This window comes from Planosporangium spinosum, assembly GCF_049999945.1.
Taxonomy (GTDB): Bacteria; Actinomycetota; Actinomycetes; order Mycobacteriales; family Micromonosporaceae; genus Planosporangium; species Planosporangium spinosum.
This window is the reverse complement of record NZ_JBLYUB010000016.1, coordinates 86,652-109,770: the sequence shown is the minus strand read 5'-3', so window position 1 is coordinate 109,770 and position 23,119 is coordinate 86,652. Positions and strand designations below refer to the sequence as shown.

The 23,119-nt window shown below is 73.1% G+C and carries 24 protein-coding genes; 13 read left to right on the top strand and 11 right to left on the bottom strand.

What is annotated here, in order from left to right; genetic code table 11:
• Window positions 1-26: 26 nt before the first annotated feature.
• Window positions 27-2,417, bottom strand: a complete 2,391-nt coding sequence (locus ACNTMW_RS21280; protein WP_426635468.1) for a helicase-associated domain-containing protein — start codon at window positions 2,415-2,417, stop codon at window positions 27-29.
• 148 nt (window positions 2,418-2,565) lie between these two features.
• On the opposite strand from ACNTMW_RS21280, the gene ACNTMW_RS21275 reads away from it, so the two are divergent.
• The 3 genes from ACNTMW_RS21275 to ACNTMW_RS21265 all read left to right on the top strand — a co-directional run bounded on the left by ACNTMW_RS21275 (window position 2,566) and on the right by ACNTMW_RS21265 (window position 3,905).
• A complete protein-coding gene (locus ACNTMW_RS21275) occupies window positions 2,566-2,763 on the top strand; it encodes a hypothetical protein (RefSeq protein WP_426635467.1) in 198 nt (65 codons plus the stop codon).
• Between the two features lie 80 nt (window positions 2,764-2,843).
• Window positions 2,844-3,446: an HAD family hydrolase gene (locus tag ACNTMW_RS21270; RefSeq protein WP_426635536.1), complete on the top strand. Its 603-nt coding sequence runs from the start codon at window positions 2,844-2,846 to the stop codon at window positions 3,444-3,446.
• A 72-nt stretch (window positions 3,447-3,518) separates the two neighbouring features.
• Window positions 3,519-3,905, top strand: coding sequence for a cold-shock protein (locus ACNTMW_RS21265; RefSeq protein WP_426635466.1), 387 nt, complete (start codon window positions 3,519-3,521; stop codon window positions 3,903-3,905).
• Between the two features lie 102 nt (window positions 3,906-4,007).
• Here ACNTMW_RS21265 and ACNTMW_RS21260 read toward each other — a convergent pair whose 3' ends face one another.
• The 3 genes from ACNTMW_RS21260 to ACNTMW_RS21250 are packed head-to-tail and all read right to left on the bottom strand — an operon-like array spanning window position 4,008 to window position 7,158.
• Window positions 4,008-4,829: a 1,4-dihydroxy-6-naphtoate synthase gene (locus tag ACNTMW_RS21260; protein ID WP_426635465.1), complete on the bottom strand. Its 822-nt coding sequence runs from the start codon at window positions 4,827-4,829 to the stop codon at window positions 4,008-4,010.
• Window positions 4,826-5,539, bottom strand: coding sequence for a futalosine hydrolase (locus tag ACNTMW_RS21255; protein WP_426635464.1), 714 nt, complete (start codon window positions 5,537-5,539; stop codon window positions 4,826-4,828). Before ACNTMW_RS21255 ends, ACNTMW_RS21260 begins: the two co-directional genes overlap by 4 nt.
• Window positions 5,536-7,158, bottom strand: a complete 1,623-nt coding sequence (locus ACNTMW_RS21250) for an MFS transporter (RefSeq protein ID WP_426635463.1) — start codon at window positions 7,156-7,158, stop codon at window positions 5,536-5,538. Before ACNTMW_RS21250 ends, ACNTMW_RS21255 begins: the two co-directional genes overlap by 4 nt.
• Window positions 7,159-7,274: 116 nt before the next feature.
• Between ACNTMW_RS21250 and ACNTMW_RS21245 the strand changes: the two genes are divergently transcribed.
• Window positions 7,275-8,063, top strand: a complete 789-nt coding sequence (locus ACNTMW_RS21245) for a DUF3027 domain-containing protein (protein WP_426635462.1) — start codon at window positions 7,275-7,277, stop codon at window positions 8,061-8,063.
• An 85-nt stretch (window positions 8,064-8,148) separates the two neighbouring features.
• On the opposite strand, the gene ACNTMW_RS21240 is transcribed toward ACNTMW_RS21245, so the two are convergent.
• Window positions 8,149-8,346 (bottom strand): DUF2530 domain-containing protein, encoded by a 198-nt coding sequence (locus tag ACNTMW_RS21240; RefSeq protein WP_426635535.1) that lies wholly within the window; start codon window positions 8,344-8,346, stop codon window positions 8,149-8,151.
• A gap of 182 nt (window positions 8,347-8,528) precedes the next feature.
• Between ACNTMW_RS21240 and ACNTMW_RS21235 the strand changes: the two genes are divergently transcribed.
• From ACNTMW_RS21235 to thpR, 3 genes are all read left to right on the top strand, one after another.
• Window positions 8,529-8,951, top strand: a complete 423-nt coding sequence (locus ACNTMW_RS21235) for a MarR family winged helix-turn-helix transcriptional regulator (RefSeq protein ID WP_426635534.1) — start codon at window positions 8,529-8,531, stop codon at window positions 8,949-8,951.
• A gap of 54 nt (window positions 8,952-9,005) precedes the next feature.
• The gene (locus ACNTMW_RS21230; protein ID WP_426635461.1) at window positions 9,006-10,337 is read left to right on the top strand and encodes an MFS transporter; all 1,332 of its coding nucleotides are present in this window, start codon (window positions 9,006-9,008) and stop codon (window positions 10,335-10,337) included.
• A 134-nt stretch (window positions 10,338-10,471) separates the two neighbouring features.
• Complete coding sequence (thpR, locus tag ACNTMW_RS21225) at window positions 10,472-11,065, top strand: RNA 2',3'-cyclic phosphodiesterase (RefSeq protein WP_426635460.1); 594 nt, start codon at window positions 10,472-10,474, stop codon at window positions 11,063-11,065.
• A gap of 58 nt (window positions 11,066-11,123) precedes the next feature.
• Here thpR and ACNTMW_RS21220 read toward each other — a convergent pair whose 3' ends face one another.
• The 6 genes from ACNTMW_RS21220 to ACNTMW_RS21195 form a co-directional block, all read right to left on the bottom strand.
• Window positions 11,124-12,110 (bottom strand): aldo/keto reductase, encoded by a 987-nt coding sequence (locus tag ACNTMW_RS21220; RefSeq protein ID WP_426635459.1) that lies wholly within the window; start codon window positions 12,108-12,110, stop codon window positions 11,124-11,126.
• 88 nt (window positions 12,111-12,198) lie between these two features.
• Entirely contained in the window at window positions 12,199-13,275 is a 1,077-nt protein-coding gene (gene sepH / locus ACNTMW_RS21215) for a septation protein SepH (protein WP_426635458.1), read from the bottom strand.
• 119 nt (window positions 13,276-13,394) lie between these two features.
• Window positions 13,395-14,375: a serine hydrolase domain-containing protein gene (locus ACNTMW_RS21210; RefSeq protein WP_426635533.1), complete on the bottom strand. Its 981-nt coding sequence runs from the start codon at window positions 14,373-14,375 to the stop codon at window positions 13,395-13,397.
• Between the two features lie 17 nt (window positions 14,376-14,392).
• Window positions 14,393-15,511, bottom strand: coding sequence for a phosphoserine transaminase (gene serC, locus ACNTMW_RS21205; protein WP_426635457.1), 1,119 nt, complete (start codon window positions 15,509-15,511; stop codon window positions 14,393-14,395).
• Window positions 15,504-16,295 (bottom strand): hypothetical protein, encoded by a 792-nt coding sequence (locus ACNTMW_RS21200; RefSeq protein ID WP_426635456.1) that lies wholly within the window; start codon window positions 16,293-16,295, stop codon window positions 15,504-15,506. Before ACNTMW_RS21200 ends, serC begins: the two co-directional genes overlap by 8 nt.
• A gap of 110 nt (window positions 16,296-16,405) precedes the next feature.
• The gene (locus ACNTMW_RS21195) at window positions 16,406-17,512 is read right to left on the bottom strand and encodes a citrate synthase 2 (protein ID WP_426635454.1); all 1,107 of its coding nucleotides are present in this window, start codon (window positions 17,510-17,512) and stop codon (window positions 16,406-16,408) included.
• 202 nt (window positions 17,513-17,714) lie between these two features.
• Here ACNTMW_RS21195 and pdxH point away from each other — a divergent pair, with 202 nt between their 5' ends.
• The 6 genes from pdxH (at window position 17,715) to ACNTMW_RS21165 (ending at window position 23,039) form a co-directional block, all read left to right on the top strand.
• Complete coding sequence (gene pdxH, locus ACNTMW_RS21190; protein WP_426635532.1) at window positions 17,715-18,341, top strand: pyridoxamine 5'-phosphate oxidase; 627 nt, start codon at window positions 17,715-17,717, stop codon at window positions 18,339-18,341.
• Between the two features lie 152 nt (window positions 18,342-18,493).
• On the top strand, window positions 18,494-19,777 hold the full coding sequence (locus ACNTMW_RS21185) for an MFS transporter (RefSeq protein WP_426635531.1): 1,284 nt from the start codon (window positions 18,494-18,496) through the stop codon (window positions 19,775-19,777).
• 111 nt (window positions 19,778-19,888) lie between these two features.
• Window positions 19,889-20,812, top strand: coding sequence for an aldose 1-epimerase family protein (locus tag ACNTMW_RS21180; protein ID WP_426635453.1), 924 nt, complete (start codon window positions 19,889-19,891; stop codon window positions 20,810-20,812).
• A 20-nt stretch (window positions 20,813-20,832) separates the two neighbouring features.
• Window positions 20,833-21,444, top strand: a complete 612-nt coding sequence (locus ACNTMW_RS21175; protein WP_426635452.1) for a nitroreductase family protein — start codon at window positions 20,833-20,835, stop codon at window positions 21,442-21,444.
• A 112-nt stretch (window positions 21,445-21,556) separates the two neighbouring features.
• Window positions 21,557-21,847 (top strand): type II toxin-antitoxin system VapB family antitoxin, encoded by a 291-nt coding sequence (locus ACNTMW_RS21170; RefSeq protein WP_426635451.1) that lies wholly within the window; start codon window positions 21,557-21,559, stop codon window positions 21,845-21,847.
• A 28-nt stretch (window positions 21,848-21,875) separates the two neighbouring features.
• Window positions 21,876-23,039, top strand: a complete 1,164-nt coding sequence (locus ACNTMW_RS21165) for an acyl-CoA dehydrogenase family protein (RefSeq protein ID WP_426635530.1) — start codon at window positions 21,876-21,878, stop codon at window positions 23,037-23,039.
• Window positions 23,040-23,119: the final 80 nt, after the last annotated feature.

The following is a 23,119-nucleotide window of genomic DNA, read 5'->3' as shown; positions in this document are numbered from 1 at the left end:
CAGTGATCGTCATGGAGGGCTGACGGTCACGGCGTCGACTCCTCGGGTACCGCCGCGGTGATGCGGTGCAGCGCGAACGTGTGCAGCATCTCGGTACGTTCGTCCTCGGCGCGCAGGTACCCGGCGCCCATCGACACCGGGCGGACCAGCCGCGAGTTGGTGGCGCCGTGCGCGTCGACGTACCCGACCCAGACCCGGGACTTGTCCCGCAGCGCCTGCTGGAGCACCGCCATCGCCTGGGTGTGCGCCTGCGCCCCGGCCGCCCCGGCCGTCCCACCGTGACCGCGCACCGTCGCCGGTACCCGGCGGGCCGCCCGCGTCGCCGCGTCGCCCCGGCGCAGCTGTTCCACGATGCCGGCGAGCAGGGCGGGGGTCAGGCGCGGCTGGGCCAGCGGGTCGTCGACCCGCCCGCTCGGTACCGCCGGACGGGCGGGCGCACGGGGTGACCTCGGGCGGGTCAGCACGGCCGCACCGGTCGCGTCCTCGGGTACCGGCGAGTAGCCGGCCTCCCGTAGCGCCGACAGCAGCCGGGCCGGTGCGTACGGGCTGATCAGGACCGTCGGGGCCAGCCGGCGCAGGCCGAGCACCGACAGCCGCCGGTCGGCGAGGACCTCGGCGAGTACCGCCTCGTCGTCGCCGCGCAGGTACGCCCCGGCCGACCCGACCCGCAGGCCGCCGTGGCGACGGGACACGTCGTCGACGAGGTACGTGAGTGCCTGCGGTACCGGGGTGCGCGACCGCCGCGCGAACAGCGCGTGCAGATCGGCCGCCGCGTACCCGATGTCCAGGGCCCGGCGTACCGAGTCGGACGTGACCCGGTAGACGCTCGGCGACTCGGCCTCGGCCACCAGCGTCAACTCGGCGGCGAGCCCCGGCTCCGGTGGCCCGGGCACCACGATCGTGAGATCGGCCTGGACCAGTACGTGGTCGACCGGCGCCGGCAGCAGCGCGTCGAGCGCCTCGACCGCCGCCGACGGCGGTGCCTCGGGACCGACCCCGAGCGGGTCGGTGTCCGGGTCGGCGTGCTCGGCCGACTCCACCTCCACCAGCAGGGACCTGGCGTATGTGGTGAGCGCACCGAGCCCGGTCAGCCCGAGCGTGGCCGCCTCGTCGAGGGCGGTGTCGTACCCGGCCGACACCGCGGCCCGCCCCACCCGCCGCGGCGAGCGCCAGTCCAGGACCGCCCGGACGTCCTCGGTCGACGGCGTCGACCCGGGCGGCAGGTCCGCCAGTACGCCCAGGGCCGCGCGGCGCTGGGCCGGAGCGCCAATGCGTTCGATGTCGGCCGACAGGGCGGGCAGGATCCGGTCGCGGTCGTCGCGTTGGCCCACGAGACTGGGCATCCGGTGCATGAGCAGCCAGGCGCCGGCCAGGCGGGCCCAGCGCTGCGCGAGCGAGGTGATCCGCCAGGCGTCGAAGCCCGCTGCCGGCAGGATCACGGCGTCCCCGGTCTCCCCGCCCGACTCGCCGAGCAGGCCGGCCGCGTACGCCACCTCCAGCAGCAGCGCGGCCACCGGCTCGGTGAGCCCCGTGGCGCGGGCCAGCCGGCGCAGCTCGCGCACGCCCAGGCCGCCGGAGCGCAGGACCGGCGCCGGTTCGGCCGCGAGCACGTCGACGAGGGCCTCGGTGTGCCGGACGATCTCCATGGCCTGCCCGGCCCCGGCCCGGTCGACCGCCGCGATCTCCCGTACCGGCGCGTCGACGTCCGGCGGCGTCGGGTGCAGCACCCCCAGCGGGCCGGTCTCCCGGCGCAGCAGCAGCGCGACCTCGCGGGGAAGCTCGACCGACTCCGGAGCCACCGGTACCAGCAGGTGATGGTCGACCAGCCAGCGCACCGGCGACTCGGAGTCCGGGTCGGCCAGCGCCGACCGCGCGACGGTACCCACCGGCGGGCCGGCGGCGAGCCGGTCGAGGACGGCGCGGGCGGCCGGGGGAGCGGCCAGCAGCGCGCGGCGCAGCCGGGCGGCGTCGGCGACCAGGACGGCCGCCTCGGCGTCGAGGTCGATCGCCGGCCGGCCCAGGCCCGCCGGGTACGGCGAGCAGACCTCGTCCACCCCGGCCGCCACGTGCAGCGTCGCGTCCGACCCGTAGATCAGCGAGCGCGCACGCAGCCGGCCGAGCGCCTCCCGTACGGCGGCGGGCTCGACCCCGCCCTCGCCGGTGCGCAGGAGTACCGCTTCCACCGAGGTGACGCCCGTCTCGGGGTCGCGGGTCAGCCGCACCGCGTCGAGCACCTCGAGGGTGAACCGGTCGAGCCCGTCGAGGGCACGGGCGGCCGAGAGCCGCGACTGGGCACGGAGCGCGAGCGCCGAGATGTCCCCCGGTACGGGCACGACAAGATCCGGGCGCAGCGCGATGAGCGCAGCCAGATCGGGGTCGGGCAGCGCGCGCAGGTGATCGGCAAGTGTGACGGCCATCGGGATTTACGCTAGCCGCCCCCGGTCGGCGCGCGTCGGGCGGCGACGATGTCGGCGTGGCGGAGATCCGCGGCACGGCCGGTCCGGTGGCGTGAACGGCCACGACGTCGTGGCAAACTAGCCGGGCGTAGTCACGAAAGGATTTCAGATGACTTCCTCGGCGGTAACCGGCACGTCCCGCAAGCAGAAGGGCGCCGTGCCGGACGGGCACCTTCCGGTGAACGAGTTCCTGTCCGACCGGCCGGCCGCGGCGTCCCCGTTCGGCGACGACGTGACCTTCCCGCTGCCGGTCAGCTCGCTGGTCTACCTGCACCCGACCGAGAACCCTTGGGCGAAGAGCCACTGACCGGCGCGGCCGGAGAGCCGCTGAGCGGTGCGGGCCCGGCAGCCGGGCCCGCACCGCTGACCGTCGGCTTCGACCTCGACATGACGTTGATCGACAGCCGGCCGGGAATCGCGGCGACATACCGGGTGCTGTCGGCCCGTACCGGCGTGTACATCGACGTGGACGCCGCCGTCGGCCGCCTCGGGCCGCCGCTCCGCCACGAGATGGCCAACTGGTTCCCTCCGGACCGCATCGACGACGCGATCGCGCTCTACCGGTCGCTCTACCCGGGCGAGGCCATCGCCCCGACCCCGCTGCTGCCCGGCGTCGCCGAGGCGCTCGCCACGGTACGGGCGGCCGGCGGCCGGGTCATCGTGGTGACCGCCAAGCGGGCGTCGCTCGCCCGGCTGCACCTCGACCACCTCGGCCTGGCGGTCGACGTACTGGTCGGCGACGCCTGGGCGGAGGGCAAGGCGGTCGCCCTGCGCGCCCACGGCGCGACCGTGTACGTCGGTGACCACGTCGCCGACATGGCCGCCGCCGACGCGAGCGGTGCGATCGGCGTCGGGGTGACCACCGGTCCGTGTGACGCCGAGGCGCTCCACGCGGCCGGAGCGGCCGTCGTCCTGCCCGACCTGCGAGCCTTTCCGACATGGTGGACGGCGGCCGGGATCTCGGTTGGTCCGCTGGGCGCTACTGGTTAGCCTTGTGTCGGATGCCCGGTCCGGTGACGAGCGGGCGGTTGTCCCTTCGAAACGAGAAGACGAGGGCGAGCGGTGCCGACGGGGCGTGTGAAGTGGTACGACACGGACAAGGGCTTCGGTTTCCTGACCCGTGACGACGGTGGTGACGTGTTCGTACACAAGGCAGCCCTGCCGACCGGCGTGGCCGACCTCAAGACCGGTCAGCGGGTCGAGTTCGGCGTCGTGGAGAGCCGCAAGGGCAACCAGGCGCTCCAGGTGAAGATCCTGGATGCCCCGCCGTCCGTGGCGGAGCTGCGCCGGCGGCCCGCCGAGGAGCTGCACGGCCTCGTCGAAGACATGATCAAGGTGCTCGAGGCGAAGGTGCAGCCCGAGCTGAGGCGCGGCCGGTTCCCGGACAAGAAGAGCGCACGCACGATCGCGGAGCTCGTCCACGCCGTGGCTCGGGAACTGGAGATCTGAGCCCGTCGGCGGGCCGCCCGCTCGACGCCCGCCGGGCCGCCGGTCGTGTGGTGACGATCACGGGACCATGACGGCGGGCGTCGGGACGATCACGGCGGGCGCTCAGCGCAGCGGGCCGGCCAGCGGCGGCGTGAGGCCCGCCGCCTCGGCGCGCTCCAGCAGCGCCTCGATGGCGGCGTAGCCCTCCTCGCCGAGGTCCGCGGTGAAGTCGTTCACGTACAGCGCGATGTGCTGGCTCGCCACGGACGGCTCCAGTTCCTGCGCGTGCGCCAGCACGTACTCCTGGGTCGCCTCCGGGTCGTCCCAGGCCGCCCGCACCGACGCCCGTACCCATTCCGCGGCGTCGGCCGCATCGACGCTGTCGCGGCGGGCGAGGATCGCGCCGAGCGGGATCGGCAGCCCGGTGTCGCGCTCCCACCACTCACCCAGGTCGGCGAGCGCGTGCAGGCCGTGCCGCTGGTAGGTGAACCGGGCCTCGTGGATGACCAGGCCGGCGTCGTACTTGCCGGCCGCCACGGCCGGCATGATCTCGTGGAACGGCACGATCTCGATGGTGGCCGGTTCGGCGCCCGCCGCCCAGAGCCGCATCAGCAGGTACGCCGTGGTGCGGTCGCCCGGCACGGCCACCGTGCGACCGGCGAGGTCCGGGGTGTCCTCCGGGTCGCGGACCAGGACCAGCGGGCCGCAGCCCCGGCCGAGCGCTCCGCCGCAGGGCAGCAGGGCGTACTTGTCCAGCAGCCACGGCAGCGCCGCGTAGCTCACCTTCACCAGGTCGTACGTGCCCTGCGCCGCCGCCAGGTTGGTGACGTCGACGTCCGCGTATGTCACGTCCACCGGTGGCGCGCCGGCCACCAGGCCGTGGACGAGTGCGTGGAAGACGAATGTGTCGTTGGGGCAGGGCGAGATCGCGAGAGAGAGCGTCACGCCGTCCACTTTGCCAGGGCCGTGAACGCTTCGCCCAACCCCTCCAGGGCATCGCCGATCCGCCACGCGGCGCGATCACGCGGACCGACCGGATTCGATATTGTGCGCAGCTCGGCGAAGGGCAGTCCGGCCTGCTCGGCGGCGGTCGCCACGCCGAATCCCTCCATCGCCTCGGCGACCGCGTCCGGGTGGCGGGCGGTCAGGTCGCGGGTACCGGCGAGGGTGCCGGTGACGGTCGAGACGGTGAGCACCGGCCCGCTGACCGCGGCCGGCAGCGCCGCCACCAGCCCGGCGACCAGCCCGGGATCGGCGGTGACGCCCGCGCTGCCGAAGCCGAGCTCGTCGAGGCTGAGGAACCCGTCCGGTGAGTCGGCGCCGAGGTCCGCGGCGACGCTCGCGGTGCCGATCACCGTTCCTCCGGTGGGCACGCCGATGCCGCCGCCGATCCCGGCCGACAGCACCGCGTCGAAGCGGTGCAGGGCGAGTACCCGTGCCGTGGCCGCCGCCGCGGCGGCGGAACCGACGCCGCCGACCTCGACCACGACGGCGCTGTCGGCGCCGCGGTGACCGCTGCCGTCGCCGGCGTCGTCGCCGCTGCGGTCCGCGCCGTGGCAGGCGAGGCCGGCCGCGGCCAACCCGCGCAGCACGGCCTGCCGCTCGGGCTCAACGGCCGTGACGACGAGGACCCGGCGGTGTCCGAGAAAGCTCACGAGTCGTCCTTGAGATCGAGGGTCGGGTCGGTGCCGGACGGCCGGTAGAGGTGGTATCCGGCCGGCGGCTCCGGCTCGGACTGTACGAGGACGCGCGTCGTCTCGGCCGGCTCGGGGGCCCGCCGCGGCCGGCCGCCGGCCGGCGCGGGTGGCTGCTCCGGCGACGACCCCGGGTCGCGCCGCGGGTCGACCGCGGTGGGGTCCACCCGGGTCCGGCCGGGGGCGCGGTCGTCGCCGGTCCCGGTGGCGGCGGTCGCCTCCGCCGGCGCGGCCGCACCGTGAAGCCGCTCCCGGCGCAGCCGCCCCGCGGCCAGGACGGCCCGGACCAGCCCCGCCGCGACGCAGGCCGCGAGCACGCCCAGACCGAGCCGGCCGCTGAACGGAACCAGCCCAAGCGCGCCTCCGGCGACCCAGGCGAACATCAGCAGCGTCTCCGAGTGGGCGAAGGCGCTGGCCCGTACCCCCTCGGGGACCCGCTCCTGGATCGCCGCGTCGACGGCGAGCTTGGCCAGGCCGCTCGCGACCGCGGTGACCAGGCAGAGCACCGTCACGACGACGAGGTTGTACAGCACGACGGCGGCGACGCCGGCGAGGGTGACGGCGAGGATCGCGCCGGCCTGCAGCAGTGCGGGCCGGCGGATGCGCAGCGCCGTACCCACCGCGGTGGCGAGGAACGAGCCCACGCCGATCGCCCCGGCGACCAGGGCGATCGCCGTGGTCGCCGGCACCGACCAGCCGGGCAGCCGGGTCGGCAGGTCACCGGTGCGGATCGCGAACGCGAGGAAGAGGGTCAGGAAGCCGTACGCCGCGCGTAACGTGGCGCTGCCGGCGAGGCTGGTGACGACGAGGCGACCGGAAAGGACCTTGGCGCCCTTGTGCCCGCGGAACTGGAGCAGCCGGGGGACGACCTCGGGTGGCTGCGAGTCGGTACGCGCGGGCAGGCGCAGCGCGACGACCATGCCGATCGCGAACACCACCATCGACAGCCGCAGTGCCCACGCGGGGCCGACATAGGCGGCGGCGAGCCCGACCGGCGCGACGACGGCACCGGCGACCGTACCGAACACCGACGCCCGCGCGCCGGCCTCGGACAGGCCCAGTCCGGCGGGCAGTACCCGGGGGACGGCGGCGCTGCGGGCCACCCCGTACGCCCGGGACAGCACCAGCATGCCGAACGCGGCCGGGTAGAGCGTGTAGTCGCCGATGTGCTCGGAGATCATGTACGCGAGGAAGAACCGGCCGAGCATCGTGAGCGCCAGCGCGTACCGCCGGCCGTGCCGGAACCGGTCGAGCACCGGACCGACCACCGGCGCCAGCAGCGCGAACGGCAACATCGTGACCAGCAGGTAGAGCGCCACCCGGCCACGTGCCTCGCCCACCGGCACGTTGAAGAAGACGGTGCCCGCCAACCCGATCGCGACGAGCGTGTCACCCGCGCAGGACGCCGCGTGCAGGTCCAGCAGGCGCATCATCCCGGTCTCGCCCGCGCCGCCGCGCTGGCGCGCCACCAGCACGTTGCGGGTGACGAAACGGGCCGTGCGCACGCCCGTCCCGGCCAGCCGCCGGGCGGCGAGCGCGGCCAGGAGCGCGCTGCGGCCGAGGGTACGCACTACCGACATGCCCACCATCCTGAACCATCGGTGCGACGGGTCGAAGTCTCCGTCGGGCCCGGACGCCGACGGCCGGGGCGGCGATCCGGGGTCTGTGCTCGGTCGATGGCGTGAAGTGGCGGAAGTTGAGGCAGAATGGTCGGGTGACAAGGGCAGTTGGCAGGGGTGCCGCGCGCGCGGCCAAGTTGGATACCACGTGTGCGGCCGCGATCGGAGTGGCCCGCTCGGCTCTCGCCGACGTGGATCCCGACCACGTCGGCGACCATCTGCAGACGATCGCCGAGGGCGAGCGGCTGGTGACCCACCTGTTCGACTGCCGGCTTCCCGGCTACCGCGGCTGGCGTTGGGCCGTGACGGTGACGCGGGTCTCCCGCAGCAAGCACGTGACGGTCTGCGAGGCCGCACTGCTTCCGGGTCCCGACTCGCTGCTCGCGCCCCCGTGGGTGCCGTGGCAGGAGCGGCTGCGCCCCGGTGATCTCGGCGTGGGTGACCTGTTGCCGACCGGCGCCGACGACGACCGGCTGGTCCCCGGTTACGTGCAGTCCGACGACCCCGCGGTCGAAGAGGTGTCGTGGGAGCTGGGCCTGGGCCGGTCGCGCGTGCTGTCGCGGGAGGGGCGGGCCGACGCCGCCCAGCGGTGGTACGACAGCGACCACGGTCCGGACGCGCCGATCTCGGTGGCCGCCCCGCGCACGGCCCGCTGCGGCAGTTGCGGCTTCTACCTGCCTCTCGCCGGCTCGATGCGGCAGGCGTTCGGCGTCTGCGCGAACATGTACGCCACCGATGACGGCCGGGTCGTGAGCGTCGACCACGGCTGCGGCGCGCACTCGGAGGTGCTCACCGAGCCGGCCAGCAGCCCGGTCGACGAGTTGCCGACGGTGTACGACGACAGCGAGGTGGAGGAGGTCCACTGACCTCCTCGGGAGCCTTCGACACGCAGGCGCCCCGGTCACCGCTCGGACGGTGACCGGGGCGCCTGCGTGTCGGGTACGGACGCCGCTACTGCCCGCGGCGCCGGCGCCGGTTGGCGTCGTGCTTGATCATGACGGCGAGACCCGGGAACCCCCACAGGAAGCCGGCCAGGCAGATCGCCAGCCAGTCGTCGTGGCCGTGCGCCCGGAGGGTGTCGCGGAACGCCAGGAACGTGAGGCCGATCACCGCCCAGATCACGATTCCGGCGATCGCCAGCGGCACCATCGGCGGGTCGAGGGCGGCCAGCCGCGACTCGGACACCGGCTGGCCGCGGTCCGGCGGCGGATTCTTGCTGGTCGACACGGCGTCAGGGTACGCGGTCGAAGGTAGAGACCTGCGTGAGTGCGCTCACAAACAGATAACTTTAGCTAATCTTATTAGTTAAGCTAACGATTGTGACGGTACGCATGGCGTCGAGCGAGCGGATCGCCGCCCTGTTGCGCGATGCGATCGCGCGGCTCAACCGCCGGCTGCGCCAGACCAGGCCGCTCGGGGAGCTGACCCAGAGCCAGCTCTCCGCCCTCACCAGCCTGGACCTGGCCGGCGCGCTCACCCCCCGTGAGTTGGCCGACGCCGAGCGGGTACAGCCACCGACCATGACCAGGGTCGTGGGCAAGCTCGAGGAGCGCGGGCTCGTCCAGCGCACCCCGCACCCGACCGACGGCCGGCAGGTGATTCTGTCCGCGACCGAGGCGGGGCGGTCGATGCTCGCCGCCAACAGCCGGGCCCGGGATGCCTGGTTGGGCGACCAGATCGCGGCGCTCAGCGTGGCGGAGCGCGAGACGCTCCGCCGGGCGGCGCTCATCGTCGACCGGATAAGTAGGGCCTGACCGGAGGAGCCAGCCGGCGGGCCGCGAGACAACGCGGAGGAGGCGCACACCAGAGTGCGTTCACGGCTGAGCACCACCTTTCGATCACTGAAGGTCAGGAATTTCCGTCTGTTCAGCACCGGCCAGCTCGTCAAGCTGATCGGTGTCTGGATGCAGTTCACCGCACAGGACTGGCTGGTCCTCCAGCTGTCCCACCAGCGCCCGACCGCGCTCGGCACGGTCACCGCGCTGCAGTTCCTGCCGGTGCTCGCGCTGACGCTGTACGGCGGGAAGCTGGCCGACCGGTTCGACAAGCGCAAGCTGCTCATCGCCGTCAACGCCGCGTTCGCCGTGGTCGCCGCGGTGCTCGGCGTCCTCGTCGCGACCGACGTGGTGCAGCTCTGGCACGTCTTCGCGGTCGCGCTGGTCACCGGTGTGATCAATGCCATCGAGGCGCCGGTACGCCAGTCGTTCGTCTCCGAACTCGTCGGCCGGGACCTGCTGCCCAACGCGCTGGCCCTGTCCGCCGCCACCTTCAACTCCGCCCGTATCGTCGGCCCGGCCGTGGCCGGCGCGGCGATGGCGATGGCGCCCCTGGGGACGGTGTTCCTGGCCAACGCGGTGATGTGTGTCGGGCCGCTGGTCTCGGCGCTGCGGATGCGCCCGGAGGAGCTGTACCGCGCCGGGGTCGGCAAGGTGGAGGCCCGGGACGCCCGGATCGTCGACGGGCTGCGCTACACCTGGAGCCGGCAGGACCTCGTCCTGCCCATGATGCTGGTGCTGGTCGTCGGAATGTTCGGCTTCAACTTCCCGGTGACCCTGGCGGTGCTCGCCGGTACCGTCTTCAAGGCCGGGCCCCAGTCGTTCGGGCTGCTGTCGACGGCGCTCGCCGTCGGTGCGCTCGGCGGGGCACTGGCGGGCAGCGGGCGGCGCAGCCGCCCGTCGGTCTACATCGTGCTCGTCGGAGCCCTGGCCTTCGGGGTACTGGAGACGCTGGTCGCCTTCGCGCCCACCTACCTGGTGGCGGCCGGACTGCTGGTGCCCACCGGGTTCTTCATGATGTATTTCGCGCAGGCGGCCAACCAGCGCATCCAGCTCGGTACGACCTCCGAGTTCCGCGGCCGGGTGGTGGCGCTGTACACGCTGGTCTTCCTCGGTACGACGCCGTTCGGCGCGATGATCATCGGTTGGGCGGCCGAGCGGTTCGGCCCGCGCTCCGGCATGTGGATCGGTGGCGTGGTCTCGCTGCTGGCCGGTCTCGTGGTGAGCGCGGTACACCTGCGCCGCGCCCACGCCGAGATCGGCCTGCACCTGCGGCCCCGCCCGCACGTACACGTCCGGGAACCCGCGCCGGATGGAGCTGTGATCGACTTCCGGGTACCGGCGATCCGCCCGGCGGCGCGCTGACCCGGCCCCGTCGCCGCCCGGCGCGCTGACCCGGCCCCGTCGACCCGGTGCGCCGACCCGGCCCGTCGGGCATAGCCTCGGCTTGTGGAAGCACCGTGCTCACCGGGAGCCACGGATCCGTGGCGGGACGCGCCGTGAGACTGTTCGTCGCCGCGTACCCGCCACCGGAGGTACGCGAGAACCTCGCGGGCGTCGTCGGCAACCTCAGCGTGGGCCGGCCGCGCGAGCCGGGACAGTCGGTACGGCTCGCGCCGCCCGAGCACTGGCACGTCACGCTGGCGTTTCTCGGCGACGTACCGGACCCGGAGGTGGACCTGGCCCGGAGCGCGGTGGACCGGGCGGTCGAACGCTGGCAGGACGCCGGCCGGTCCGACGCCCGCACCGCACCCGTCGTGACGATCGCCGGCGGCGGTACGTTCGGCCGCAGCCGGTTCACCACGCTCTGGGCCGGACTGCGCGGGGACGTCGACTCCCTCGCCCGGCTCACCGAGGCCGTGCGCCGCGAACTGCGGGCCGCGCGGCTGCCGTACGACCACAAGCGGTTCCGCCCGCACCTGACCATCGCCCGGCCCGGTGACCGGATCACCGCCGAGGAGCTGGCGGCCGACCTCGCCGTGCTCCAGGCGTACCAGAGTCCGCCCTGGACGGTCGCCGACATCCGGCTGGTACGCAGCCAGCTCGGCCCGCGCCCGCAGTACGACCGGATGCACTCGGTGCCGCTCTCGTAGCTCGTGGACACGTGGGCCGGCGATAACCGGCCCACGTGTCCACGATCAGGGAAAGCACCTACCAGGCCCAGGCCTCGGGGCCGGGGCCGCCCTTGCCGACCGGTGGGAACAGCTCGTCGAGCCGGGCCAGGGTCCGCTCGTCGAGCGTGAGTTCCAGCGCGCGCAGCGAGTTGTCGAGCTGCTCGACCGTGCGCGGGCCGACGATCGGGGCGGTCACCCCCGGCCGCGACAGCAGCCAGGCCAGCGCCACATCCGCCGGGTCGTGACCCAGTTCGGCGGCGAGCTTCTCGTACGCCTCGATCGCCTCGCGGTTGGCGTCGAGATCCTGGTTCGAGCGGCCCTCGGCAGACCGTGCGGCGGTGCCCTCCCGCTGCTTGCGCAGCGCGCCGGACAGCAGGCCGCCGTGCAGCGGCGACCACGGGATGATGCCGATGCCGTACTCGATCGCGGCGGGTACGACCTCCAGCTCCACGTGCCGGGTGAGCAGGTTGTAGATGGCTTGCTCGCTGACCAGGCCGAGGAAGTGCCGGCGGGCCGCCGACTCCTGCGCCGCGACCAGGTGCCAGCCGGCGAAGTTGGAGGAGCCGACGTAGCGCACCTTGCCCTGCGCCACGAGGATCTCCATCGCCTGCCAGATCTCCTCCCACGGGGTGGAGCGGGAGACGTGGTGCATCTGGTACAGGTCGATCCAGTCGGTCTGCAGCCGGCGCAGCGAGTCGTCGCAGGCGCGGATGATGTGGCGCGCCGACAGGCCCTGTTCGTTGGGCCACTCGCCCATCTTGCCGTACACCTTCGTGGCGAGTACGACCTTGTCGCGCCGGCCGCCGCCCTGGGCCAGCCAGCGGCCGATGATCTGCTCGGTGACGCCCTCGCCGGTCTGCCAGCCGTACACGTTCGCGGTGTCGAAGAAGTTGAGTCCGTGTTCCAGGGCGCGATCCATGATCGCGTAACTGTCTTCCTCGGAGGTCTTCGGGCCGAAGTTCATGGTGCCCAGGCAGAGCCGGCTCACCAGCAGCCCGGTGCGTCCCAGATTCGTGTACTCCATACGGCCAACCCTAGATCGGATGATCGGGTACCGGTTGCACCGGCGGTCCCGGCCCCGGTCCGGCGCGGCCCAGGCGATCAGGCCGTGGTCAGGAGGACTCGCGGGCGGGTGCGCCGCCGAAAAGGACGTCGTCCCAGCTCGGCAGGCGCTTGCGCGGCTTGTCGCCGGGCTGCTCCGGGCCACCCGCGGCCGGGGCCGGGACCGTGGTACGCCGGGGCCGGAGCACCGCCAGGGACGGCACGTCCGGAATCGCCTTGGTGCCGTCGGTCTCCTCGTCGAACGCGGAGCCGGGGGAGCCGAGCAGCGCCGCGGCCCCGCCCCGGGCGGGCTGGCGCGCGGGGTCGGCGGACGGCGCCGCGGGAGGGTTGAGCCGGGTGCCGCCGGTCTGCCCCTCCAGGGGCCGATCGAGCGAGGCGAGCAGCGCGTCGCGCCCGGAGCGGATCGGGTCGCCCAGGCCCCGGCCGGGCCGCGACTCGCGCCGCGCGGTGTCGGCGGCCGGGCGCATCGGCTCGTGGCCGCCGCGGCTCAGCTCACCGGGCACGTGCTGCGGCGCCGGCGGGTCCTGGCCGAGGATCTGGGTGGGCCGCTCGGCGCACAGGTACTGCGCCATGTCGTCGTGCGGCGTGACGATCTGCCGGGACTTGTCGAGCTCCCAGATCGCCTGGGCGGTCGCCTTGCCGCTGGGCCACCGGGCGAGGATGCGCCAGGTGCCGTCGTCGCGGCGGTACGCGTCCCAGGAGATCTTCTCGCTGTCAATGCCGTGCTGCGCCAGGCGGGTGTCGACCACCTCGGCCAGCGAGGCGCCCTTCTCCGAGTTCTTCAGCTTCGTGCGGCGCGCATGCTGGGCGAGCATCGCCCGCTCCTGCAGCACCGGCCCGGCGTAGCGCAGCACCCGGTCGACCGGCACTCCGGCCACCCGGGCCACGTCGTCGGCGGACTCGCCGGCGCGGATGCGGGCCTGGATGTCGCGCGGAGCCAGTGACGAGGCGGCGGCGAAATCGTTCGCCGGGCTGGCCGGAAGTTGCCCACCGCCGGCGTGGCGCTCCACGCGCAAGGCCGTGGCGACCCGGTCGTCGACGGGTAGGGCGAGGAGGCGCCCGACCTCGTCGGCGAGCACCAGTGCATGACCGTCCTCGGAGAGGGCGACGAACCGTACCGGCCGCATCCCATGCCTCCGTCCACCCGTGAGCAGCACATCAGCTGTGCTCGTTTGAAAGGAACAGTACGCGTCACCCTAACCGCTCGGGGTAAGCCGCGCCGGACGAAGACGAAAAGATTACAAGGTCAGGGCAGCATAGCGGCGACGACCGGGTTGTTCCACGACAGTGGAAGCGCGCGGTCGAAACTATTCCGATATAGCACGACAGTTCGCGCCCCGTCGATGCGCATCACCAGCGAGCTGTACCCGGGTGCCGCGCTGTCGTGGCCGAAGCCGGTACCGCCGTCATCGAACCGGATCCGGTAGATGCCCAGACCGTAGCCGGTGTGCCCGTCGACGGGAGCCGCGTCACACATCGCCGACAGGTACGGCGCGGGCAGCAGCTCGCCGCCGAGCAGCGCGTCGAAGAACCGCCCGAGGTCGGCCGGGGTCGACACCATCGCACCGGACGCCCACGACTGTGACGGGGTGACCTCCGGGCACGGCAGGTACCTGTCGTGGCAGCGCACGTACCCGGTGGCGTGCCGGCCACGCAACCGCGGGTCGACGGTCGGGAAGTAGGTGTCACGCAGCCCCAGCGGGGCGATGACGCGCTGCCAGACCTGGGCGTCCAGGCGCTGCCCGGTGACCCACTCCACGACCAGTCCGAGCAGCAGGTAGTCGGTGTCGCAGCGGCGGTGGACCAGACCCGGCCGGTCCTCGCTGTCGAGGGTCAGCGCCAGGCGTACCAGGTCCTCGGGGGCGTGGTACCGGTCGAAGACCCGCCAGTCGGGCGGGGTGCCGACCAGGGCGTCGGCGTAGCAGGGCAGGCCCGAGCGCATCTCCAGCAGGTGGGCCAGGGTCAGGTCCGGGTGCAGCGGGTACTCCGGCAGCCAGCCGCCGACCGGGTCCTCCAGGGCCAGCCGTCCTTCGGCGGCCAGTTGCAGGACTACCGTCGCGACGAACGTCCGGGTGATGCTGCCGATGCGGAACCGGTCGGCGGCGGTGATCGGACGCCGGTCGACCAGGTCGGCGACGCCGGCGGCACCGGCGAACTCCTCCACGCCGTCCCGTGTCACGCGCGCGAAGAGGCCGGGACCGTGCCCGGCCTCCAGCATCTGCTCCAGCGCGCGACGGACCCCGTTCAGAGCTGTTCGACCACGTAGTCGACGCAGCGGGTCAGCGCCTCCACGTCGGCCGGTTCGATGGTCGGGAACAGCGCCACCCGCAGCTGGTTGCGGCCCAGTTTGCGGTACGGCTCGGTGTCCACGATCCCGTTGGCGCGCAGCACCTTCGCCACGGTGGCGGCGTCGACGTCGTCGGCGAAGTCGATCGTGCCGACGACGGTGGAGCGCAGGCCCGGGTCGAGCACGTACGGGCTGGCCACCGGCGAGCGCTCGGCCCAGCCGTACAGGACCGCCGCGCTCTCGGCGGTGCGCTTGGCCGCCCAGGGCAGCCCGCCGTTGGCGAGCATCCAGTCCACCTGCTCGGCGGCCAGGAAGATCGTGGCGAGGGCCGGGGTGTTGAGTGTCTGCTCCAGCCGGGAGTTCTCGATCGCGGTAACGAGGTCGAGGAAGGCCGGGATGTAACGCCCCGACTCCTTGATGCCGGTCGCGCGGGCGATCGCCGACGGCGACAGCAGCGCGATCCACAGCCCGCCGTCGGAGCCGAAGTTCTTCTGCGGGGCGAAGTAGTACACGTCGGTCTCGGTCAGGTCGACCTCCAGGCCGCCGGCGGCCGACGTCGCGTCGTGCAGCATGAGGGCGTCCCCGGCGGCACCGGCGACCCGCCGTACCGGCACGGCCACGCCGGTGGAGGTCTCGTTCTGCGGGGTGCAGTACGCGTCGACGCCGTCCTCGGCCCGCAGGGCCGGCGCCGAGCCGGCCTCCGCCCTGATCACGGTCGGCTCACCCAGGAACGGGGCGTCTTTTACGGCTTTCGCGAACTTCGCGCCGAACTCCCCGAACTCGGCGAATTGGGCTTTATCGCGGATCAGGGAAAACGTCGCCACTTCCCAGAATGCGGTAGTCCCGCCGTTGCCGAGCACCACCTCGTACCCCTCGGGCAGCGAGAACAGTTCGGCCAGCCCGCGCCGCAGCCGTGCCACCTGGTCGCGGACGGTCTTCTGCCGGTGTGAGGTGCCCAGGTACGTACGGGAGAGGGCGGCGAGCGCCTCGACTGCCTCCGGGCGGACCTTGCTCGGCCCGCAGCCGAACCGGCCGTCGACCGGTTTGAGCTGGTCGGGGATGCGAATGTCAGCCATGTCCTGATGTCTCCCATGGTTGGCTGCCAGCCCGCGGATGCGGGGCGGACGGACTCGGCGGCGCTGCCGTACCCCGCAGATCCTGCCATCCAACCGGCCGTCGATCCCCGCCGACCGCCATACCGCCCGGATGGTCCTCGTGACCCGGCGTGACGGCGAACTGCCAGCCGGTGTGAGCCGGCGTGCCGGCGGCCTCCCGCCCGGCGTGACCCGGCGTGCCAGCTGCCTGCCAGCTAGCGTGACCCGGCGTGCCAGCTGCCTGCCAGCTAGCGTGATCCGGCGTGCCGGCTGCCTCCGGCCTGGCGCGTCGCCGCCGGCGCCAGGCGCGCCAGCTCACCGCGGTCCACACCGCCTGGACCAGGGTCAACACCAGGAACGGAACGGTCGGCAGGAGTTGCCCCCACACGCTGACGTCACTGCCCCAGGCGTGCGTGGCGGTACGTGTCGGCAGCCAGGTCCGCTCCGCGCGACCCGGCTGGTCGTGCCGCAGGGTGCGCAGCTCCAGCCGCGTGACGTGCACCGAGCCGTCGGCGGCGTCGAAACGCCCATAGCAGAGCGCGTAGCTGCTGCTATGGGCACAGCTCTCGATCGTCACGGTGCCGGGGACACCGCGCAGCCGGGCCCACCCGACCTCGGCACCGTCCCGGGAGAACAGGACGGTGCCGCCCAGACCGGCGAGCAGGAGCGCGACCGCGAAGACGGACGCGCCCACCCCGCGCAGGTGCCAGCTACCCCGGTCGTCGTCGGGTGCGGCCGGAGGCCGCGGGTCGTCGGCGTTGCTCACGCCGTGAGCGTACGGGCGCGGCTTTCAGGTGCCGCGTGAGCGTACGGGTGCCTCAGACGCCACGTGAGCGTACGGCTGCCTCAGGCGCCGCGTGCGCGTACCGGCGTGGCTCAGGCGCCGTGCGGGATCGCGTCCCAGCCCTCGACGTCCTGGGGCTTGCGGGGGCCGGGGCCGACGTAGTTGGCCGACGGGCGCACCAGGCGGCCCAGCTTCTTCTGCTCCAGCACGTGGGCGCTCCACCCGGCGACCCGGGCGCAGGTGAACATCGAGGTGAACATGTGCGCGGGTACCTCGGCGAAGTCGAGCACCACGGCCGACCAGAACTCGACGTTCGTGGCGAGCACCCGGTCGGGACGGCGGTTGTGCAGCTCCTCCAGCGCCGCCTTCTCCAGCGCCTCGGCCACCTCGAAGCGGGGGGCACCCAGCTCGCGGGCGGTGCGGCGGAGCACCCGGGCGCGCGGGTCCTCGGCCCGGTAGACCCGGTGGCCGAAGCCCATCAGCCGCTCGCCGCGGTCGAGCGCGCCCTTGACGTACCCGACGGCGTCGCCGGTCCGCTCGACCTCCTCGATCATGCCGAGCACGCGCGAGGGGGCGCCGCCGTGCAGCGGGCCGGACAGCGCGCCGATGCCCGAGGAGATGCAGGCGGCCACGTCGGCGCCGGTGGAGGCCACGACGCGGGCCGTGAACGTGGAGGCGTTCATGCCATGCTCGGCCGCGGAGATGAAGTACGCGTCGACCGCCTTGACGTGGCGCGGGTCGGGCTCGCCGCGCCAGCGCTTCATGAAGCGCTCGACGATGGTCTGCGCCTTGTCGATCTCCTTCTGCGGTACCGCCGGCAGGCCGAGGCCGCGCGCGGCCTGCGCCACGAACGACAGCGCGGTCACGCTGACCCGGGCGAGATCCTCGCGGGCCTGCTCGTCGCTGATGTCGAGCAGCTGACCCAGGCCCCAGTACGGGGCGAGCATGGCGGCCGCGGACTGCACGTCGACCCGGATGTCACCGGAGTGCACCGGCAGCGGGAACGGCTCGGCCGGCGGCAGGCCCGGCCCGAACTTGCCGTCGACCAGCAGCGCCCACACGTTGCCGAAGGAAACCTGGCCGATGAGATCCTCGATGTCGACCCCGCGGTAGCGCAGCGCGCCGCCCGCCTTGTCGGGCTCGGCGATTTTGGACTCGAAGGCGATGACACCTTCCAGGCCGGGCTTGAAATCGGACATGTCGTTCTCCTACGTCGTCGCTGACGCTGCTACTACCGGTACGGGTAGCCCTTCGTCGTTTTTGGGCCTGGGATGAGGCCAGGGGGTAAACGTTGTGCGCAATTGTGTTTCGCGTGACATATCTTCACGCATTTCGACGCACTAGCGGAAGGATGTGAACGTGAGTCCCAGCACACCCGCCGACGATGCCGACCTCGCCCGGATGCGTCGCGAATACCTCGCCACCAGCGGTCTCGACGAGACGGATCTGGCGCCCGACTGGCTGACCCAGTTCGGGCGGTGGCTGGCCGACGCCGTCACCGTGGGACTGCCCGAACCCAACGCCATGGTCCTGGCCACCGCGGACCCGCAGGGCCGGCCCAGCGCCCGGACCGTGCTGCTCAAGGCGTACGACGCACGGGGCTTCACGTTTTACACCAACTATGGCTCCCGCAAGGGTCGCGAGGCGCTGGCGAATCCGTACGCGAGTCTGGTTTTCCCCTGGTTTCCGGTCCACCGGCAGGTGGTGGTGTGCGGCCAGGTCGAGAAGGTGGAGCGCGCCGACACCGAGGCGTACTTCGCGCTGCGGCCGCGGGGTGCCCGGCTGGGCGCGTGGGCCAGCCCGCAGTCGTCGGTCATCGCCTCCCGCCAGGTGATCGACGACGAGTGGGCCGAGGCGGACCGGCGCTGGCCGGACGGCGCGGACATCCCGCCACCCGAGCACTGGGGAGGACTGCGGGTGGTACCGGAAACCGTCGAGTTCTGGCAGGGCCGGGCCAGCCGCCTGCACGACCGGCTGCGCTACCGGTGCACCGACGGGAGTTGGGTCGTCGAGAGACTCGCGCCGTGAGCCACGCCGAGTCGCGTGCCGAAGATCCACACAACTTCCCGGAAGTCGTGGTCTCCGGGGCCGCTGATGACCACGACTTCCGGGAAGTTGTGACGATCAACGCGACCACGCCGACCACGCCGACCACGCCGACCACGCCGACCACGACGACCATGGAGCCGGGGACGGCGCCCGTACCGGAAGCCGCCCGGCGGGGCGGTTGGCTCGCCCGGCACGTCATCGACCTCGGCCCGCTGCGGCACGCCGCCTTCCGCCGGATGTTCATCGGCCAGGCGGTGTCGTTCTTCGGCGTCCAGTTCACCGCGGTCGCCGTACCCGTGCAGATGTTCGCCCTCACGGGCTCGTCGGCCTGGGTGGGGTACCTGGGCATCGCGGGCCTCGTACCGTTGCTGATCTTCGCCCTGTGGGGCGGCGCCGTCGCCGACGCCTTCGACCGGCGGCTCGTGCTGCTGTGCGGTTCGCTGCTGATGTGGGCCAGCACGCTCGGGCTGCTCGTGCAGGGCCTGCTCGGGGTGCGCAGCCCGGTGCTGCTGCTGGCGCTGGTGGCGGTGCAGTCGGTGGCGTTCGCCGTGAGCTCCCCGGCGCGCTGGTCGATCGTGCCGCGGATCGTCCCGGCCGATGAGATCGCCGCCGCCAACACCCTGAGCACCACGATGACCGGCCTCGCCACGGTCGCCGGGCCGCTCGGTGCCGGCCTGCTGCTCGGGCGCTTCCCGGTGGCGACCGCGTACGCCGTGGACGCCGTGCTGTTCACGGTCACCCTGTGGGCCGCGCTGCGGCTGCCCCCGGTGTCACCCGAGCGGTCGGAGCGGACCACCGGCGCGCTGGCCGACGTGCTGTTCGGGCTGCGTTACCTGGCCACCACGCCGGTGCTGCTGCTGTCGTTCGCGATCGACATCGCGGCCATGGTGCTCGCGATGCCCCGGGCGCTGTTCCCGCAGGTCGCGGCCGAGCGGTTCCACAGCGCCGCCGCCGTCGGCTGGCTGTTCAGCGCGATCGCGATCGGGGCCGTGGTCGCGGGGTTGACGTCCGGCTGGATCGGGCGGGTGCGCCGCCAGGGCGCCGCCCTCGTCGCGGCCGTGGTGGTGTGGGGCCTGGCCGTGGCGGCCGCCGGGTTGGCGCACTCGCTCTGGCTGGCGGTCCTGCTGCTCGCCGTGGGCGGCGCGGCCGACCTGGTCAGCTCGGTGTACCGGCAGTCGATGCTCCAGACGTACGCCCCGGACGAGCTGCGCGGCCGGATGCAGGGCGTCTTCACCGCGGTGGTGGCCGGCGGCCCCCGCCTGGGCGACCTGCGTTCCGGGCTGATGGCGCAGGCGGTCGGCCTGACGGTCACCTGGGTGGCGGGTGGGATCGCCGCCGCCGTGGTCGCCGTCGCCCTGGCGGTCACCTTCCCCGCCCTGCGCCGGTACGCCCAGGCGGCGACCGCTCCGCGCTGACCGCTCCCGCGCCGACCGCCCCTCGTGTCGACCGCCCGGGACCGGTCGATCCCGCCCTGGCCGCTCCCGTGCCGCTACACCATGTGGTAACCCGGGGGATATCGTCTCGTCATGGACACGCTGACCCAGGCCCCCTCCGGTACACAGTGGACCATCCGGGCGGCGGGGCAGCGCGCCGTCGTGGTCGAGGTGGGTGGCGGCCTACGCGAGTACGCGATCGACGGCGCCGACGTGCTGTTCGGGTACGGGCCCGACGAGGTGTGCCCGGCCAGCGCCGGGAAGGTGCTGGCGCCGTGGCCCAACCGGATCCGGGACGGGCGGTACTCGTTCGGCGGCGACGTGCACCAGCTCGCGCTGACCGAGCCGAGCCGGCACAACGCCATCCACGGCCTGGTCAACTGGGTGCGCTGGCGGCGGGTGGAGGGTACCGAGTCGTCGGTCACCGTGGGGCACGAGATCGTGCCGCAGCCGGGGTACCGGTGGCCGGTGGCGCTGCGGACGACGTGGTCGGTCGGGCCGGACGGGCTGGTGTGCGAGCACAGCGCGACCAACACCGGCACCGAGCCCTGCCCGTTCGGCCTGGCCACCCACCCGTACCTGCAGATACCGGGCATCACGGCCGACGACCTGACGCTGCGGGTACCGGCCCGGTCGCGGCTGTTGGTGGACGGCCGGATGCTGCCGATCGGGGCGGCCAAGGTCGCCGGCACCGAGTACGACTTCACCCAGGCCCGCCCGATCGGCGGGCTCGTGCTGGACACCGCGTACGGTGACCTGGAGCACGACGCGGACGGCCGCTCGACGGTGACCCTGGCCGCCGCGGACGGCCGGGGCGTGGAGGTCTGGGCCGACGGCGGGTTCAACTGGTGGCAGATCTTCACCGGCGACACCCTTCCCCCGGACCGGTGCCGGCGGGCGGTGGCGATCGAGCCGATGACCTGCCCGCCGGACGCGCTCCGGTCCGGCCGGGACCTGATCGTCATCCGGCCGGGCGAGACGTGGCGCGGTACCTGGGGCATCCGCGCCGTCTCATGATCGTCTGATAAGGGGAGACCGTGGAGTACGCCGAGGTCGTCGCGAAGCGGCGGATGGTGCGCGACTACGACCCGGACCGGCCGGTGCCGGCCGAGGTCGTGAGGCGCCTGCTCGGGTACGCCGTGCACGCGCCCTCGGCCGGCTTCTCCCAGGGCTGGGGCTTCCTGGTGCTGGACTCCCCCGACGACCGGGCGGCGTTCTGGGCCGCCACGACCCCCGACGGCAAGGCCGACAGTTCCTGGTCGCGGGGGATGCGGCGGGCGCCGGTGATCGTGGTGCCGCACTCCAACCGGGAGGTCTACCTCGACCGGTACGCCGAACCGGACAAGGGCTGGACCGACCGCCGCGAGTCGCGCTGGCCGGTGCCGTACTGGCACGTCGACACCGGGTTCGCGAGCCTGCTCATGCTGCTCGGGGCGGTCGACGAGGGGCTGGGCGCGTGCTTCTTCGGCATCCCGCCGGAGCGCGTCCCCGCCTACCGGGGGGCCTTTGACGTGCCGGAGGCGTACACGCCGATCGGCGCGATCACGATCGGGTACCGGGCGAGCGACCGGCGCTCCCCGTCGTTGCGCCGTGGTCGGCGCGAGGTGGCGGAGGTGACACATCGGGGCAGGTGGGGTGCCGGGTACTGAGTTGGGCGCCGACGAAACCGGCATTTGTGGCCTTATACCGGCGAAATTCGAGTGTCGTAGCTGGTCGGTAGGCTTGCAGGATCCTCTAGGCGGGGAAGGGGTGTAAGCCGCCGTGATCTTCAAAGCGGTACGGGACGGTCGGCCGTACCCGGACCACGGTAAGACCATGAAGGAATGGTCCGAGATCCCACCACGGCCGGTCCGGCTCGACCAGCTCATCACCACCAAGCGGGAACTGGCGCTCGACCGCCTGCTCGCCGAGGACTCGACGTTCTACGGCGACCTGTTCCCCCACGTGGTGGAGTGGCAGGGCGGCCTGTATCTGGAGGACGGCCTGCACCGCGCGCTGCGCGCCGCGCTCCAGCAGCGCACCTCGATCCACGTACGGGTCCTGGTGCTGTAACGGCTAACGTGTGGGCATGGCCGAGCCCGTGTCCCCGCTGGACCTGATCGACGTCGACGCGCTGCACTCGGCGCAGGAGCTGCAGATCCGCGAGGTGGTGCGGCGGCTGGTCGCGGACAAGGTGCGCCCCTACGTCGCCGAGTGGTACGAGCGGGGCGAGGTCCCCGTCCGCGAGCTGGCCAAGGAGTTCGGCGCACTGGGCCTGCTCGGCATGCACCTGCACGGGTACGGCTGCGCCGGGGCGGGCGCCGTCGACTACGGTCTGGCCTGCCTGGAGCTGGAGGCCGGCGACTCCGGGCTGCGCAGCCTGGTCAGCGTGCAGGGGTCGCTCGCGATGTACGCGATCTGGCGGTACGGATCCGAGGAGCAGAAGCGGCGGTGGCTGCCGGCGATGGCCGCCGGCGACGCGATCGGCTGCTTCGGGCTGACCGAGCCCGACCACGGCTCCGACCCGGCCTCGATGAAGACCCGGGCCCGCCGCGACGGCGCCGACTGGGTCCTCACCGGCGCCAAGATGTGGATCACGAACGCGCCGGTCGCCGACGTCGCCGTGGTCTGGGCGCGGACGGATCAGGGAATCAGCGGCTTCGCCGTACCCATGGACACCCCCGGCGTCACCGCCCGCACGATCAAGCACAAGCTCTCGCTGCGCGCCTCGGTCACCGGTGAGCTGGTCCTCGACGACGTGCGGCTGCCCGCCGACGCGCTGCTACCGGAGGCCCGGGGCCTGCGGGCGCCGCTGTCCTGCCTGACCGAGGCGCGGTACGGGATCGTCTGGGGTGCGCTCGGCGCCGCCCGGGACTGCCTGCACACCGCGATCGACTACGCCACGACCCGGGTGCAGTTCGGCCGCCCGATCGCCGGGTTCCAGCTCACCCAGGCCAAGCTCGCCGACGCCGCCCTGGAACTGCAGAAGGGGTACCTGCTGGCACTGCACCTCGGCCGCCGCGCCGACGCCGGCGCCCTGCGGCCGGAACAGGTGAGCGTCGGCAAGCTCAACAACGTCCGGGAGGCGCTCGCGATCGCCCGGCAGTGCCGCACGATCCTCGGCGCCAACGGCATCAGCGCCGAGTACCCGGTGATGCGGCACGCCGCCAACCTGGAGACCGTGCTGACCTACGAGGGGACCTCGGAGATCCACCAGCTGGTGGTCGGCCAGCAGCTCACCGGACTGTCCGCCTTCGCGTCCTGAGGCGCCCCCCGCCCCGCCCGGCCCACCCGTGATCGTGGGGGGGTTGTGGGGCCCCGACCCCGTCAACTCTCCATGATCAT